We start from the raw sequence: 15,611 nt of genomic DNA on the forward strand, positions 1-15,611 counted from the left end.
ACCCACGTTGGAAGAGGAGAACGCATGACCTTCTTGCTGCGTCGCGTCCGAGTGGGCGCACGCTTCGCCATCGCCTTCGGGGTGATCCTGGCGCTCACCCTGATCACCGGTGCCGTCTCGTTCGTCGGGAGCCGTGAGCAGTCCAAGACGCTGTCCGACGCCCAGGACGCCACCAAGCTCGTCCAGTACGTCAACCAGCAGCGCTACTACGACGCCGACATCAGCGCCTGGCAGAACGCCTACGCGTGGGACACCTACCGCATCGGCGTGGACGCCGCGCTCGCGGACGACAACCGCAACCGCGCCGCCTACCTCGACGACCGCACCACCCTCGTCACGGCCCTGAAGACCGCCCCCACGGGTCTGATGACCACGGACGAGCAGGCCATCAACGTCGAGCTCATCGGTCTCTGGGACCAGTTCATCGACTACGACAACCGTGCCGTCATCGCCTACCGCGACGGTCGCACGGCCGACGCCGAGAAGCACATCCTCGAGGGTGGCTACCCGGTCTACCAGCAGATCCTCACCGCGATGGACCGCCTCGAGGCCTCCGTCACGAAGCGCAGCGCCGCCGCCGAGGCCCACGCGACCCGCGTCGCGCACATCGCCCAGCTGTTCATCATCGCCGTCGCCGCCCTCGCCGTCGTGCTGGTCGCGCTCATGCTGATCGCCCTCATCCGCACCGTCGTCGTCCCGCTGCGCGCGCTCACCGCCCGCGCCGAGGAGGTCGCCTCCGAGCGCCTGCCCGAGGCCATCGGCGAGATCCGCGTCCTGGCCGCCGACGGCGTGCCGCCGACGCTGCCGGCCTTCGAGGTCGCCACGAAGGACGAACTCGCCGCCCTCGCCGTCGCGTTCAACCACGTCCAGGACAGCGCCCTCGACCTCGCCGTCGAGCAGCACCGCAACGAGGTCGCCGCCGCCGAGATGCTCGTCAACCTCGGCCGCCGCAACCAGAACCTGCTCACCCGTACCCTCGCGTTCCTCGCCGAGCTCGAACGTTCCGAGCGCGACCCGCAGGTCCTCGACAAGCTGTTCCGCCTGGACCACCTCTCCACCCGTGTCCGCCGCAACGCCGAGTCGATGCTCGTCCTCGCCGGCGCGGAGCAGACCCGCACCAAGTCCCGCCCGGTGCCCGTCGTCGGCGTCGTCCGCGCGGCCCTCGCCGAGATCGAGGACTACCCCCGCGTCGACATCACCGAGCTCGACGACGCGACCCTGCACGGCAGCGCCGCGGCCGACGTCACCCACCTGCTGGCGGAACTGCTGGAGAACGCGACCGCGTTCTCGCCCAGCACGACCCGCGTCGTCGTGAGCGGTTCCCCGACCGTCGACGGTGGCTACGCCCTCTCGGTCACCGACTCCGGTGTCGGCATGAGCGACGACGAGATCGCCGTCGCCAACAACCGCATCCAGAACGCGGCGAACACCCGTCCGGACTCGCGTCTGCTCGGTCACCACGTCGTGGGTCTGCTCGCGGCCCGCTGGATCATGTCCGTCCGCCTCTCCCGCGCCCCCGGCTCCGGTGTCGTCGCGACCGTCGTGCTGCCGAACACGCTCGTCGTGCTCGGTTCCCGTGCGGCCGTTCCCGCGGCCCCCGTCGTGGAACCCGTCACGGCTCCCGTCGTGGAGTCCGCCCCGGAGCCCGAGTTCGCCCTCGTCGGTGCGCCCGTCGCCGAGGTCACGGCGGAAGCCGTCGTCGAACCCGTGGTCGAGGCCGCTCCCGTCGCGGCGCGGGTCGAGGTCCCCGTCGCGGCTCCGGTCGCCGAGGTCGTCCCGGTCCAGGCGGTCGCCCCGCTGAAGACGTCGGTCCCGCAGTCCCGCGCCACCTCCGGCGTTCCCTCCACCCGCGTCCGCGGGGCCCAGCTCGCCGACCTCGGCCGCGACCTCGGTCGCACGGCCGAGGAGGGTGTCGGACCGCAGGTCGCGGCGCTGCCCGCCGACCTGCCGGAGACCGTCGTCCGCACCCGCGTCCGCGGTGCGCAGCTGCCCGACACCGGTGACGCCGCGGCGGCGACCGCGGCCACGTCCCGTTCCGCCGACGAGGTCCGTCGTGGCCTCTCCGGCCTGCAGAGCGGGGTCGCCCGCGCCCGCAAGGAAAGTTCCGCCGACACCACCACCACCGAGAGCGAGTGACCCCGATGAGCGTCGACTCCCAGAACCTCGTCAGCCAGACCGCGCAGGACGTCAACTTCCTGCTCGAACGCTTCGTCTCCCAGACTCCCGGTGTGGAGCAGGCCATCGGGGTCTCCTCCGACGGGCTGCTCATGACCATGCGCGCCGACCTCGACCGCGCGGACGCGGACAAGCTCGCCGCGACCGTCTCCGGCCTCACGACGCTGGCCGTCTCGGCCTCGCGGTTGCTGCACAAGGGTCCGCTGAGCCAGGTCATCACCGAGTTCGGCCAGGGGTACCTGCTGGTCTCCTCGATCGCCGGCCGGGCCTGCCTCGGTGTCGTCACCGCCGCCGACTGCGACCTCGGTCTCGTCGGCTACGAGACGACGATGCTCGTGGAGCGCGTCGGGGCGCTGCTGACCCCGGAACTCATCACCGAGCTGAAGACGTCGCTGGAGCTGTGACTCCCCTCGAGCAGTACGGCTCCGAGGAGGAGGACGAGTTCGACGAGTTCGACCGTCCCTTCCTCGGAAGTGCCGCAACGACGTCCGGGGCGGCGGCCACCGCCGCCCCGGTGCCGGCCCACCTCGCGCAGGACCTCCCCGACGAGTTCGCCGAGGAGACCGGCTCCGAGGTCCGGGCCTACCTGCTGACCGGCGGACGGACCGGGGGAGGGGCCGCCGGGATCAAGATGGAGACCACGGCCGTGCTCACCCGGCAGGGCGTGGAGGTGGCGGCGAAGCGCTCGCTCGCCTTCGAACTCGGACAGGTCCTCGACGTGTGCGCCGAGGTCCGCTCCGTCGCCGAGGTCGCCGCCCTCGTCGGCATCCCCCTGGGCGTCGCCCAGGTCCTCGTCGGCGACCTCGTCGCCCGCGAACTGCTCATCACGACGTCCACCGCGAAGTCCCTCGCGTTCGACGTCTCGTTCATCGAGAGGTTGATCAACGGTGTCGCTGCACTCTGAGGTCGCGCCCCCGCGGGCGCCCGTGAAACGTCCCCCGATCCCGGTCAAGATCCTCGTCTCCGGCGGTTTCGGCGTCGGGAAGACGACGACCGTCGGGGCCCTGTCCGAGATCGAACCGCTGAGCACCGAGGCCGCCATGACCTCGGCGTCCATCGGGGTCGACTACGCCGGCGAGGCCAGCGAGAAGACCACGACGACCGTGGCCATGGACTTCGGTCGCGTCACGATCGACGAGAGCATCATCCTGTACATGTTCGGCACCCCGGGGCAGGACCGCTTCGGGTTCATGTGGAACGACCTCGCCGACGGTGCGCTCGGCGGGATCATCCTGGTGGACCCCAGCCGGATCGACGACTGCTTCGTGGCCCTGGACTACTTCGAGAAGATCGGCCTGCCGTTCGTGCTGGCCGTCAACTCCTTCGCGAACCGCAGCCAGCTCACCCTGGACCAGGTCCGCGCCGCCGCCAACGTCGACCCCGCCGTCCCCGTGGTGTCCGTCGACGCCCGGGAACGCGAGGGCGTCAAGCGGGTCGTGCTGACGCTGCTGCAGCTGATCCTGTCCCGCGCCCGCAACGCCGCCTGACCCCGGCGTGCGGGTTCGGACCGTTGACGCATCGGGCCACTAGGTTCGGCCCGATGCGTCAACGGTCCACCCCGCCGCGCCGCCCGGGCCCCGGGGACAGCGCTCAGTCGGAGTAGCGCGGGTCGACGTCCTCGGGGGGCAGGTCCAGCAGGTGCGCGACCTGCTCGACCACGACGTCGGCGACGAGGTCGTCGAGCTCGTCACCGTCGGCGCGCGTCTCCAGCGGCCGGCGGTACAGCACCACCCGTGCCGGACGGTTGCCGTGAGCCGGGAAGAGGCGGCCCAGCGGGACGACGTCGTCCTCCCAGGGCGCCGGGTCGGAGGGCGGGACGTCCTCGACGGCGAACTCCACCCCGGCCAGCTGCTCGGCCCAGCGCCGCTCCAGCAGCTCCACCGCGTCGAGCACCAGGTCGTCGAAGCGTTCGGCCCGGGTGCGCGCCGCGGGCAGCGCAGCGGGCAACAGGGGACCGCGCAGGCCACGACCGTGCCGGTCGCGGCGGCGGCGTGGACGGGTCTGCGCCCGGCGTCGGAGGACCACCGGGCGAGACTACCCACGCGGGGCCCTCCGGAGACACGCTGCGCAGACACTCCGCGGGTGTCCGACCTCACGGGGGACGTGGAGGTAGCGTGCGCGCGTGAGCACCCGCACCCCTGGAACGAACGCCTCCCGCCCGGGAGCCGGCCGCTCCGCCGCGCCCACCGCCCGGCGCTGTTCGCGCACGGCCTGCGGCAAGCCCGCGGTCGCGACGCTCACCTACGTCTACTCCGACTCCACGGCCGTCCTCGGCCCGCTCGCGACGTTCGCCGAGCCGCACTGCTACGACCTCTGCGGCGAGCACGCCGAGCGGCTCACCGCGCCCCGCGGGTGGGAGGTCGTGCGGTTGGCCCCCGACCTCGTCGAGGCCGCCCGCCACCACGACGACATCGACGCCCTCGCGGACTCGCTGCGCGACAAGCCGGCGCCCCCCCGGGGCATCGACCCGGACGCGCCGGCGGTGCGGCGGGGCCACCTGCGGGTCCTGCGGGAGAGCTGACCGCCCCCCGGCATCACCCGGACGGACTCCTCAACCGCCGGGGCGACCTGCCGATGAACGGTCGTGCCCGCCGCCATCCCCCCCCGTGCGACCCGTCGCCCCCGCGCCACCCGCAGCGCCCCGCCGTTGGGGTCGCTCACCCAGGCCGCCCACCGCGAGACCGCGGCCTGCACGCACTGCGGGAGCGAGCGCGTCACGCAGCTGTCGATGTCGCTGACCGACGGCACCCCCGTCCGCTTCGTGTCCTGCCACGTCTGCGAGGAACGCAGCTGGATGTCCGCGAGCGGGCCGATCTCCGTCGACGCCGTCCTGGACCGCACCCGCAAGCAGTAGTCGCGCCCCTCGTCGGCACCGCGTTCGCGGGGGCGCGCTTGTAGGCTCCGGAGCGTGACCGCCTCTTCCTCCGTTGACCTGTCGTCGTTCATCAAGGCCTACGACGTGCGGGGGACGGTCCCCGACCAGCTCGACGCGGGCGTGGTCCGGGCCATCGGGGCGGCGTTCGCCGAGGTCGTCGTCCTCCCGGAGGCCGCGACCGGCGCGACACCGCGCGCCGTCATCGGCCACGACATGCGTCCCTCCTCCCCGGAACTGTCCCGGGCCTTCGCCGAGGGACTGGCCTCCCGCGGGGTCGACGTCACCCTCATCGGGCTCTGCTCCACCGACGGCCTCTACTTCGCCAGCGGGTTCCTCGACATCCCCGGCGCCATGTTCACCGCGAGCCACAACCCCGCCCAGTACAACGGCATCAAGATGTGCCGGGCCGGCGCGAAGCCCGTCGGCCAGGACTCGGGGCTCTCCGCGATCCGCGACCTCGCCCAGGGCTGGCTGGACACCGACAGCGTCCCCGAGGGGTCCGGGTCGATCGGCGAGGTGGACGAGCAGGACCTGCTGAAGGCCTACGCCCAGCACCTGCGCACCCTCGTCGACCTCACCGGGGCGCGCCGCCTCAAGGTCGTCATCGACGCCGGGAACGGCATGGGCGGCTTCACCGCTCCCGCGGTCCTCGGCATCGACGCCGGTCTGGCGCCGCTGCCGCTGGACGTCGTCCCGATGTACTTCGAGCTCGACGGGACGTTCCCCAACCACGAGGCGAACCCCCTCGACCCGAAGAACCTCCTGGACCTGCAGAAGGCCGTCCCCGAGCACGGCGCCGACATCGGCCTCGCCTTCGACGGTGACGCCGACCGCTGCTTCGTCATCGACGAGAACGGCGACCCGGTCAGCCCCAGCGCCGTCACCGCGATGGTCGCCCGCCGCGAGATCGCCAAGGAGATCCTCGCCGGCCGCGAACCCGTCGTCATCCACAACCTCATCACCTCCCGGGCCGTGCCCGAGATCATCACCGCCGACGGGGGGAAACCCGTCCGGACCCGCGTCGGGCACTCCTTCATCAAGGAGCAGATGGCCGAGGTCGGCGCCGTGTTCGGCGGCGAGCACTCCGCCCACTACTACTTCCGTGAGTTCTGGTCCGCCGACACCGGCATGCTCGCCGCGATGCACGTCCTCGCCGCGCTCGCCGAACAGGACCGCCCCCTCTCCGAACTCGCTGCCGAGTACGAGAAGTACGTCGCCAGCGGCGAGATCAACTCCACCGTCGACGACGCCGCGGCCACGACCGTGAAGGTCGTCGACGCGATCACCGAACAGGCTGCGGCGGAGGGGGAGGAACTCGAGATCGACCACCTCGACGGCGTCACCGTGTTCCACCCGGCCTCGGCGGGGCAACCGATGTGGTGGTTCAACCTGCGGGCCTCCAACACCGAACCCCTGCTGCGGCTGAACGCCGAGGGCGCCGACGAGGCCACCATGACCGTGATCCGCGACCGCGTGCTCGAACTCGTCTGGGGGAGCAACTGATGGCGCTCGAGAGCTGGGTCCTCGACCTGCTGCGCTGCCCGGTCTCGGGAGAGCCCCTCTCCCCGACCACGGTCGACGGCGCGGAGTTCCTCGTGACGCCCTCGGGCCTGCGCTACCCGGTGCTCGACGGGGTTCCCGTCCTGCTCGCCGACCAGGCGATCCAGCCGGGCGCGAGCGCGTGAACGCCCTCGACGAGGCCCTGCTCGCCGACGGCGACCAGCTCACCGGCGCCGACTCCACCGGTGTCCTGCGAGCGCTCGCCAGCGCCGGAGCGCAGGTCCGCGAGGCCCTCGACCTCTCCGCCGAGGCGCGGGTCGTGCGCCTCGCCGAGGACGACCGCCCGCGTGCCGTGGTCATCGCCGCGCTGGCGGGGAGTTCCGTCGTCGCCGACATCGTGCAGTCGTTGGCCGGGCGTGCTTGCCCGGTTCCCGTCGTCGTCCGTCACGGGGGTCCGCTGCCGAGCTGGGTCGGCCCGCTCGACCTCGTCATCGCCGTCTCGTTGTCCGGTCGCGCGCCGGGCCCGGTGGCGCTGGCCGTCGAGGCGTCCCGGCGCGGGGCGCGGGTCGTCGCGGTCGCCGGGGACGGTTCCCCGCTGTCCGAGATCGGTTCCCGCAACGGCAACGTGCACGTCCGGCCCGCCCGCGGGGTCCGCGCCGACGGCGGCGACCCGCGCTCGTCCCGGGTCGCGTTGTGGTCGCTGGTGACGCCCGTGCTGCTGGCCTGCGACGCGATGGGTCTGCTGTCCGCGTCGGCGAGCGAACTCGCCGGGGTCGCGGACCGCCTCGACGCCGAGGCCGAGGCGTGCCGCCCGTGGTCGGAGACGTTCGTGAACCCGGCGAAGGTCCTCGCCCTCGAGGTCTCCGGCGCGGTCCCGGTCGTGCTCGGTGACGGTGACCTGATGGCCGCGGCGGCCCGCCGCGCGGCCGGGATGCTGGCCCGCACGGCGCGGGTCCCCGCGGTCAGCGGCGCCCTGCCGGACGACGCGAGCGAGGTCGTCGCCACGTTCGGCGGGCCGTTCGCGGCGGGCGTCGACGACGTGTTCGCCGACCCCTTCGTCGACGGCCCCGCCGGGCCCCGCCTGCAGTTGCTGATGGTCCGCGACTCCCCGCTCGCGGTGTCGGACGAGGACCGCCGGCTCGCGAACGCCGTGGTCACGACCGCGAGCGATGCCGGGGTGCGGGTCTCCGAACTCGTCGCCGACGAGGGAACCCCCGCGCAGCGGCTCGCGCAGCTGATCGCCCGCACCGACTACGCCTCGGTGTACCTGGCGCTGGCGTCCGGGATCGACCCCGAACGCTCCCCGCAGGTCGCCGACCTCAAGGACCGACTGGGCTGAGGCGTTCCGGACAGTTCCGACCGAGGTCTGCGGCGCGGCGCGGCGCGGCCTGGAGTGGAGCGTTCCGCGTCCCTTCACGCCTCCTGAGCCGCGAAACGCTCCACTCCGCAGACGTCAGCCGGCGAGCCAGGCCAGGACGTCGCGGTGCAGGGCGAGCTGGTAGTCGCCCTGGATGCCGTGCGGGGCACCCTCGTAGACCTTGAGGGTCCCGTCCTTCACCAGGGTGATCGACTTCTTCGCCGCGCCGTCGATGGGCACGATCTGGTCGTCGTCGCCGTGGCAGAGCAGGATCGGGACCTCCAGGGCCTCGAGGTCCTCGGTGAAGTCGGTCTCGGAGAACGCCTTCACGCAGTCGTAGGCCGCGACCAGGTTCACCAGCATCCCCTGGCGCCAGAAGTCGTCCTTGTCGCCCTGGGACACCGCGCGGCCGTGGTTGGCGCCGAAGAAGCTCTCCGACAGGTCCTGGTAGAACTGCGAGCGGTCGGCGAGGACCCCGGCGCGGATCCCGTCGAACACCTCGATCGGCAGCCCGTCCGGGTTGGTGTCGGTCTTCGCCATCAGCGGGGGGACCGCGCCGAAGGTGACGACCTTCGACACCCGTCCGTCCGCGTACCTCGCCGCGTACTTCACGACCTCGCCGCCACCGGTGGAGTGGCCCATGACGACGACGTCGTGCAGGTCGAGGGACTCGATCAGCGCCGCGAGGTCGCGGGCGTAGGTGTCCATGTCGTGGCCGTTCGCGGTCTTCTCGGACCGGCCGTGGCCCCGCCGGTCGTGGGCGATGACGCGGTAGCCGGCGTCGGAGTAGACCTTGAGCTCGACCTGCCAGGCGTCCGAGCTCAGGGGCCAGCCGTGGCTCAGCACGATCGGTCGACCGGTCCCGGCCTCGGTGTAGTAGATCTCGACACCGTCGGGAGTGGTGATGGTGGGCATGGACCTGCCTTTCGTCGACGAGGGCCTCAGGATGGCCTCGAAGATCACCGCCCGTCCAGGGCCTTCACGCGATGTTCAGGACCCGGCCACGACGTCCCGGCCGAGAACTCGCCGGGCCGTTCCGGCGAACCGCGGCGGAACCCCCAAGGCCCGCACCGGGTCATCCAGGAGTTCCGCCCAGGCCGGTCGGAACCCCGGCGGCCGGGCGGCGAGTTCTACGGCCTCGGGCAGCTCGGGGGAGGAGTACCACTCCCGCTTCCACCACGTCGGCACCGTGTCGTAGGCCCGCCAGAACGAGACCTCCCCGTCGCGGACCACGACCGCGAAGAACGACCAGCGGCCGTGCTCGGTGCCCTCCACCCGGCGCAGCTCCCGCAGTGGTCGCAGCACGTCGAGCCGGTCGGCGTCCAGGTCCCCGTGCTGGGTCATCTTCGCCGAGTGCTCGCCCAGCCAGGCGGTGATGGAACCACGTCCGCCGGGCGGCACCGCCGCGACGACCGGGGCCGCGACCTCGGCCAGCAACGGCGAAGGGGCCGGTGTCCGACGCGGCGCTTCGTACCCAGTCCGGGCGGCGGCCTCGGCGACCAGCCACTGCTCCTCGCGCGTCATCACCGGCGGGGAGGGCCGGTCCCGGCCATCGCCCGGGGCGGCCCAGGTCGGGGTGGTCGGGCCGGTGCCCAGCTCCGGGACGGCGCGCTCGGAGCCCGCCAGCAGCGCGGCCAGCGAGGCGGCGTCCACGAAGCCCGCGGCGGCGGCCGCCAGCACCCGGGCCCGGGGAGCGGCCTGCACGTCGGCCTCGGCCCACTCGTCCTGCACCTCGGCCAGCCCGTCGTCGGGCTCGCGCACCGAGCGCAGCAGGGTCGCCGACCCGTCACCGACGCCGTCCGGGTAGGCCGCCCGCGACCACCCGGTCCCGGGCTCGAACCAGAACGCCCAGCCGAGCTGTTCCTCCGCGACGGGCTGCCGGAGCTCGGCGAAGGGGAGCCAGTCGGGGGACCCTGCCAGCAGGTCGAGCGGCGGCGCGCAGCGGCCGACGTCGTCGTGGTCGAAGCTCGCGTCCCGGTCCCACCCGTGCAACACGGCGCGCCCGCCCTCGACGAGGGTCAACCGCATCCAGCTCCCACCGCCGTCGTCGTGCCCCGCCGCCCCGTCGGGGCCCGTCCACCAGACGTCGTCGAAGCCCAGGCACCGCAACGCCGCACTCAGTGCGGCCCACCTCGCCCACAGTTCCCCGGGGGCCGGCAGGTCAGGCGTCACGGTCGGCACCCGCGTAGTCTGGTCGGTGCTCCGGCGTCCGGTGATGCCGCAAGGGCCCAGAGGGGCCGCGCCGGGGGAACGTCACGAACCACGAGAGGACTCGCATGTCTTTCGAGTACCAGGTCCGGGACCTTTCCCTGGCCGAAGCCGGACGCCACGAGCTGCGTCTGGCCGAGCACGAGATGCCCGGGCTCATGGCGCTGCGCGCCGAGTTCGGCGAGGCGCAGCCGCTGGCCGGCGCCCGCATCGCAGGGTCCCTGCACATGACGGTGCAGACCGCCGTCCTCATCGAGACCCTCGTCGCCCTCGGCGCCGAGGTCCGCTGGGCCAGCTGCAACATCTTCTCCACCCAGGACCAGGCCGCCTCGGCGGTCGTCGTGGGCACGGGCACCGTCGAGGAGCCCGCCGGCGTCCCCGTCTTCGCCTGGAAGGGGGAGACCCTCGAGGAGTACTGGGCGCTCGCCGACCGGATCTTCGACTGGGGCACCGACGCCGAGGGCCACCGCATCGGCCCGAACATGATCCTCGACGACGGTGGCGACGCCACCATGCTCGTCCTCGAGGGCAAGCGCTTCGAGGCCGCCGGGGCCGTCCCCGCGACGACCGAGGAGGACTCCGAGGAGTACGCGGTCGTCCTCGAACTGCTCCGCAAGAGCATCGCCGAGGACCCCGAGCGCTGGACCCGCATCGCGGCCCGGATCCAGGGAGTCACCGAGGAGACGACCACCGGGGTGCACCGCCTCGCGGAGTACTTCCGCAACGGCGTGCTGCCCTTCCCGGCGATCAACGTCAACGACTCGGTGACGAAGTCGAAGTTCGACAACAAGTACGGCACCCGCCACTCGCTGATCGACGGCATCAACCGCGGGACCGACATCCTCATCGGCGGCAAGACGGCCGTCGTGTTCGGCTACGGCGACGTCGGCAAGGGTTCCGCGGAATCCCTGCGCGGCCAGGGTGCCCGCGTCGTCGTCACCGAGGTCGACCCCATCAACGCCCTGCAGGCCGCGATGGACGGGTACCAGGTCGTCCGCCTCGAGGACGTCGTCGAGGTCGCCGACATCTTCATCACCGCGACGGGCAACAAGGACGTCATCATGGCGGCCGACATCGCCAAGATGAAGCACCAGGCCCTCGTCGGCAACATCGGCCACTTCGACAACGAGATCGACATCGCCGGTCTCGCGAAGATCCCCGGGGTCGAGAAGATCGAGATCAAGCCGCAGGTGCACGAGTGGCGCATCCCCGCGAGCGAAGGCGTTGCCGCGCACAGCATCATCATGCTGTCCGAGGGGCGCCTGCTGAACCTCGGCAACGCGACGGGGCACCCCAGCTTCGTCATGTCGAACTCGTTCACCAACCAGGTCCTCGGCCAGATCGAGGTCTTCACCAAGCCCGCGGAGTACCCGGTCGGCGTCCACCGCCTGCCGAAGCACCTCGACGAGAAGGTCGCGCGCCTGCACCTCGACGCGCTCGGCGTGCACCTGACGGAACTCACGAAGTCGCAGGCCGAGTACCTCGGTGTCGACGTCGAGGGTCCGTACAAGTCCGACCACTACCGGTACTGAGTCCTCACCACCGGTGTGACGCCCGGCACCCCTCGCGGGGTGCCGGGCGTCCTCAGTTCCCGGGGACGCGCTCGGTCAGGGTGGGGAACACGTGTCCCGGGTCCTCGCCCTGTTCCAGCACCCGTCCGGCGGGGCCGAGGCCGACGATGAGCGGGTCGGGGGTTCCCACGACGTCGAGGTCCTTGTCGTCGTAGGGGAGCATCGCCAGGACGTGGCGCATCGCCTCGATCCGGGCCCGCTTCTTGTCGTTGCTGCGGATCGTCGTCCAGGGCGCGTCGGCGGTGTCGGTGTAGAAGAACATCGCCTCCTTCGCCTCGGTGTAGTCGTCCCAGCGGTCGAGCGACTGCAGGTCCATGTCGGAGAGCTTCCACCGTCGCACCGGGTCCTCGGCCCGCGACGCGAACCGGGTCCGCTGTTCGGCCCGGGACACGGAGAACCACATCTTCACGAGCCGGATCCCGCTGCGGACCCACATCCGCTCCAGCTCGGGCACCTGGCGCATGAACTCCAGGTACTCGGTGGGGGAGGCGAAACCCATCACCCGCTCCACCCCGGCCCGGTTGTACCAGGACCGGTCGAACAGGACGATCTCCCCGCCCACCGGCAGGTGCTGGACGTAGCGCTGGAAGTACCACTGGGTGCGCTCGCGGTCCGTCGGCTTCTCGAGGGCGACGACCCGCGCACCGCGCGGGTTGAGGTTCTCGGTGAACCGCTTGATCGTGCCTCCCTTGCCGGCCGCGTCGCGCCCCTCGAAGAGCAGGACGACCTTCTCCTCGCGCGCCTTGACCCAGCTCTGCAGCTTCAGCAGCTCGATCTGCAGGCCCTGCTTGAGCTTCTCGTACTCCTTGCGGGACATCTTCTCCTCGTAGGGGTAGCCCTCCCGCCAGGTCTCGTCGCCGCCGTCGGCGCTCCCGACCGCCTCTTCCACCTCGTGGTCCTTCACCTCGCGGACGTGCCCCGCGAGCGCCCCCGTGAAACATCCCGGTGCGCGCGAGCGCGCGAGCGCTGGTGGACTGGTCGGGTGAGCCACGTCGTCGAACCGGTCCGGTTGGCGCTCTTCGGCGACTCCCTCGCCGCCGGAGTGGGGGCGACGTCGCGACCGGACACGCTGGGGCCGTTGCTCAGCGCCGACCTCGCGAGCACCGGGGTGGAGGTCGAGCACCGGGTCTACGCGTCCTCGGGAGCCCGCAGCGTCGCGCTGGCCGGGCAGGTCGCCACGGCGGGCGGCTGGCCCCGGCTCGCCGTCGTCGTGGTGGGCGCCAACGACCTGACGCACTTCGTGCCGGTCCCGGAGGCCGTCGCGCACCTCGCCGCCGCCCTCGGCGCGCTGCGTCGGGACGGGGTCGAGGTCGTCCTCGTCCCGGCGCCCGACCTCGGTGTCGTCACCCTCGTCCCGCCCGACCTGCGCGGGTACGCCCGCGACGCCGGTCTGGCCCTGCGCACGGCACAACGGCGGGCGGCCGAGGCCGCCGGGGTGCACGTCGTGGACACGTCCGCCGCGTCCGAGCTCTTCGCCGCCGACCCGTCGATGTTCTCCGCGGACCGCTTCCACCCCTCCTCGGCCGGTTACCGCGTGATCGCCGCCGCCGTCGCCCCGGTGCTGCGCGCGGCCGCGCGTGCCCTCCTCCAGACCCCCTGAGATCCTGGCGGGGTGAACCTGGAGGACGCCGCGTCGTGGGCCACCATCGCCGGGGGAGTCGCGGTGCTCGCGGCGTTCCTGCGCGGGTGCGTCCTCGTGGCGATGAAGTACCACGCCCGGGAGGTCCGCCGGTGGGAACGGACCGAGGCGGGGCTGGACTCGGGGAAGTTGCGCTGGTGGAACGGGGTCCGGGCCCGGTGGCGACTGCTCTGGGCGAAGGGCCGGTTGCGCACCCGCCAGGAGGAGCAGGACTAGATCGACTCGCGGGACCTCGGTTTCTGCCCGACGATCTCGAGGTGGACAACAGCACCCCTTACCCCCTCGGCGTGACGATCCGCCAGGACGGGTTGAACGTCGCCGTGTACTCCGAGACCGCCGAGGCGGTGGACGTGGCCGTCTTCGGCGACGACGGCGCCGAGACCCGTCACCGGCTGGCGCAGCGCACCGGTCACGTCTTCCACGGGGTCGTCCCCGGCGGCGCCGGCACCCGCTACGGGTTCCGGGTGCACGGCGAGTGGGAACCCGCGGAGGGCCTGCGGCACAACGCCGCGAAACTCCTGCTGGACCCCTACACCCGGGCGGTCGAGGGCCAGTGGGGCGCCGGCGAGGAGACCTTCGGGCACACCTTCGCCGACCCCGAGCAGCGCAACGACGCCGACTCCGCCCCGTCGGTGCCGCGGTCCGTCGTCGTCGACCCGTCGTTCGACTGGTCCGGCGACACCCGACCGCGCACCCCGCTGGCCGACACCGTCGTGTACGAGGTCCACGTCAAGGGTTTCACGAAGCAGCACCCCGACGTGCCCGAGGAGATCCGCGGCACCTACGCCGGCCTCGCGCACCCGGCCGCGATCCAGCACCTCACCGACCTCGGCGTCACCGCCGTCGAACTGCTGCCCGTGCACCAGTTCGTCCAGGACTCCCACCTGGCCGAGAAGGGCCTCCGCAACTACTGGGGGTACAACTCCATCGGGTTCTTCGCCCCGCACAACGAGTACAGCGCGGCCGGCGACGGCGGTGGCCAGGTGCGCGAGTTCCAGGAGATGGTGAAGGCCCTGCACGCGGCGGGTCTCGAGGTCATCCTCGACGTCGTCTACAACCACACGGCCGAGGGCAACCACATGGGCCCGACGCTCTCCCTCAAGGGCATTGACAACGGTTCCTACTACCGCGTGGTCGAGGAGGAGCCGGAGAACTACTTCGACACCACCGGCACCGGCAACAGCCTCAACGTCTCCCACCCCGCGGCGCTGCAGCTGATCCTCGACTCGCTGCGCTACTGGGTGACCGAGATGCACGTCGACGGGTTCCGGTTCGACCTCGCGACGACGCTCACCCGGCAGTGGGGCGACGCGCACGTCCACTCCGCGTTCCTCGACATCGTCCACCAGGACCCGGTGCTGGCCGCGGTCAAGCTCATCGCCGAACCCTGGGACACCGCCGGGTACCAGGTCGGCGGGTTCCCGGCGCGCTGGTCGGAGTGGAACGGGAAGTACCGCGACGACATCCGCGACTTCTGGCGCGGGCAGGGCACCCTCGGCGACTTCACGAAGCGCCTCACCGGCAGCCCCGACGTCTACGAGGCCGACCGACGGTCCCCGTTGTGCAGCGTCAACTTCCTCACCGCCCACGACGGGTTCACCCTCGCCGACCTCACCGCCTACGACGAGAAGCGCAACGAGGCCAACGGCGAGGACAGCAAGGACGGCGAGAGCGACAACCGCTCCTGGAACTGCGGCGTCGAGGGCCCGACCGACGACGAGACCGTCAACGCGTTGCGCGACCGCCAGCGCCGCAACCTGCTGACCACCCTGCTGCTCTCGGCCGGGGTGCCGATGATCCTGGGCGGGGACGAGATGGCCCGCACCCAGAACGGCAACAACAACGCCTACTGCCAGGACGACGAGATCTCCTGGTTCGACTGGGAGAACGCCGACCGCGAGCTGCTGGCGTTCACCCGCGACCTGCTGACGCTGCGCCGGGAGACCTCCGCGCTGCGCGGGGCCTGGTACCGCGGCGACGGTCTCGACGGCTCGCCCGACGCGGTGCTCTCGCTGCGGGCCGACGGTGAACCCATGACGCAGGCGGAGTGGGACGACGGCAACGCCCGGGCCTACGCCGTGCAGTTCAAGGCCGAGGGGTCGCCCACGGTCCTGCTGCTCGTCAACGGGGCCACCAACCCCGTCGAGTTCACCGTCCCGAAGCCGCCCGCCGGCCCCTGGAAGCTCGCCGTGTCCTCCGACCCGCAGCAGGAGGTCGGCCGTGAGGTCGAGACCCTGCTCGTGGGGGAGTGGTCGACGACGGTCCTGCGTTCGGCCTGAAACCCCT

General features: G+C 72.1%; 17 protein-coding genes. 13 read left to right on the forward strand and 4 right to left on the reverse strand.

Translation table 11 applies throughout. The annotated features are described in order from the left end of the window. The first annotated feature begins 24 nt into the window (after positions 1-24). Genes ACFQ46_RS10390 through ACFQ46_RS10405 form a run of 4 tightly spaced genes read left to right on the forward strand, consistent with a single transcriptional unit; the run spans position 25 to position 3,662 of the window. Positions 25-2,136 (forward strand): ATP-binding protein, encoded by a 2,112-nt coding sequence (locus tag ACFQ46_RS10390; RefSeq protein ID WP_380259427.1) that lies wholly within the window; start codon positions 25-27, stop codon positions 2,134-2,136. A 5-nt stretch (positions 2,137-2,141) separates the two neighbouring features. Beyond that, positions 2,142-2,579 (forward strand): roadblock/LC7 domain-containing protein, encoded by a 438-nt coding sequence (locus ACFQ46_RS10395; protein ID WP_328294930.1) that lies wholly within the window; start codon positions 2,142-2,144, stop codon positions 2,577-2,579. After that, positions 2,576-3,079, forward strand: coding sequence for a DUF742 domain-containing protein (locus ACFQ46_RS10400; RefSeq protein WP_380259428.1), 504 nt, complete (start codon positions 2,576-2,578; stop codon positions 3,077-3,079). The genes ACFQ46_RS10395 and ACFQ46_RS10400 overlap by 4 nt, the downstream gene beginning before the upstream one ends. Continuing rightward, positions 3,063-3,662: an ATP/GTP-binding protein gene (locus ACFQ46_RS10405; RefSeq protein ID WP_380259429.1), complete on the forward strand. Its 600-nt coding sequence runs from the start codon at positions 3,063-3,065 to the stop codon at positions 3,660-3,662. Before ACFQ46_RS10400 ends, ACFQ46_RS10405 begins: the two co-directional genes overlap by 17 nt. A gap of 103 nt (positions 3,663-3,765) precedes the next feature. Here ACFQ46_RS10405 and ACFQ46_RS10410 read toward each other — a convergent pair whose 3' ends face one another. Beyond that, positions 3,766-4,200: a metallopeptidase family protein gene (locus ACFQ46_RS10410; RefSeq protein WP_380259430.1), complete on the reverse strand. Its 435-nt coding sequence runs from the start codon at positions 4,198-4,200 to the stop codon at positions 3,766-3,768. A gap of 97 nt (positions 4,201-4,297) precedes the next feature. Between ACFQ46_RS10410 and ACFQ46_RS10415 the strand changes: the two genes are divergently transcribed. The 5 genes from ACFQ46_RS10415 (at position 4,298) to ACFQ46_RS10435 (ending at position 7,889) form a co-directional block, all read left to right on the forward strand. Further along, a complete protein-coding gene (locus ACFQ46_RS10415) occupies positions 4,298-4,696 on the forward strand; it encodes a DUF3499 domain-containing protein (RefSeq protein ID WP_328294934.1) in 399 nt (132 codons plus the stop codon). A 63-nt stretch (positions 4,697-4,759) separates the two neighbouring features. Further along, entirely contained in the window at positions 4,760-5,029 is a 270-nt protein-coding gene (locus ACFQ46_RS10420) for a hypothetical protein (protein ID WP_380259431.1), read from the forward strand. 54 nt (positions 5,030-5,083) lie between these two features. Next, positions 5,084-6,553, forward strand: a complete 1,470-nt coding sequence (locus ACFQ46_RS10425; protein WP_380259432.1) for a phosphomannomutase/phosphoglucomutase — start codon at positions 5,084-5,086, stop codon at positions 6,551-6,553. Next, positions 6,553-6,735, forward strand: a complete 183-nt coding sequence (locus tag ACFQ46_RS10430; protein WP_328294937.1) for a Trm112 family protein — start codon at positions 6,553-6,555, stop codon at positions 6,733-6,735. Before ACFQ46_RS10425 ends, ACFQ46_RS10430 begins: the two co-directional genes overlap by 1 nt. Beyond that, entirely contained in the window at positions 6,732-7,889 is a 1,158-nt protein-coding gene (locus tag ACFQ46_RS10435) for an SIS domain-containing protein (protein ID WP_380259433.1), read from the forward strand. The genes ACFQ46_RS10430 and ACFQ46_RS10435 overlap by 4 nt, the downstream gene beginning before the upstream one ends. Positions 7,890-8,003: 114 nt before the next feature. Here ACFQ46_RS10435 and ACFQ46_RS10440 read toward each other — a convergent pair whose 3' ends face one another. Together ACFQ46_RS10440 and ACFQ46_RS10445 are read right to left on the reverse strand one after the other, a co-directional pair. Continuing rightward, positions 8,004-8,822 (reverse strand): alpha/beta fold hydrolase, encoded by an 819-nt coding sequence (locus ACFQ46_RS10440; RefSeq protein WP_380259434.1) that lies wholly within the window; start codon positions 8,820-8,822, stop codon positions 8,004-8,006. 75 nt (positions 8,823-8,897) lie between these two features. Next, on the reverse strand, positions 8,898-10,088 hold the full coding sequence (locus ACFQ46_RS10445) for a hypothetical protein (RefSeq protein ID WP_380259435.1): 1,191 nt from the start codon (positions 10,086-10,088) through the stop codon (positions 8,898-8,900). A gap of 95 nt (positions 10,089-10,183) precedes the next feature. Between ACFQ46_RS10445 and ahcY the strand changes: the two genes are divergently transcribed. Continuing rightward, the gene (gene ahcY, locus ACFQ46_RS10450; protein ID WP_380259436.1) at positions 10,184-11,647 is read left to right on the forward strand and encodes an adenosylhomocysteinase; all 1,464 of its coding nucleotides are present in this window, start codon (positions 10,184-10,186) and stop codon (positions 11,645-11,647) included. 52 nt (positions 11,648-11,699) lie between these two features. Here ahcY and ppk2 read toward each other — a convergent pair whose 3' ends face one another. After that, entirely contained in the window at positions 11,700-12,590 is an 891-nt protein-coding gene (ppk2, locus tag ACFQ46_RS10455; protein WP_380259437.1) for a polyphosphate kinase 2, read from the reverse strand. A gap of 78 nt (positions 12,591-12,668) precedes the next feature. On the opposite strand from ppk2, the gene ACFQ46_RS10460 reads away from it, so the two are divergent. The 3 genes from ACFQ46_RS10460 to glgX are packed head-to-tail and all read left to right on the forward strand — an operon-like array spanning position 12,669 to position 15,604. Next, positions 12,669-13,286: an SGNH/GDSL hydrolase family protein gene (locus ACFQ46_RS10460; RefSeq protein ID WP_380259438.1), complete on the forward strand. Its 618-nt coding sequence runs from the start codon at positions 12,669-12,671 to the stop codon at positions 13,284-13,286. A 12-nt stretch (positions 13,287-13,298) separates the two neighbouring features. Then, entirely contained in the window at positions 13,299-13,541 is a 243-nt protein-coding gene (locus tag ACFQ46_RS10465) for a hypothetical protein (RefSeq protein WP_380259439.1), read from the forward strand. A 41-nt stretch (positions 13,542-13,582) separates the two neighbouring features. Beyond that, entirely contained in the window at positions 13,583-15,604 is a 2,022-nt protein-coding gene (glgX, locus tag ACFQ46_RS10470; RefSeq protein WP_380259440.1) for a glycogen debranching protein GlgX, read from the forward strand. Positions 15,605-15,611 lie beyond the last annotated feature (7 nt).

It is taken from the genome of Kineococcus sp. GCM10028916, assembly GCF_042674865.1.
Classification (GTDB): Bacteria; Actinomycetota; Actinomycetes; order Actinomycetales; family Kineococcaceae; genus Kineococcus.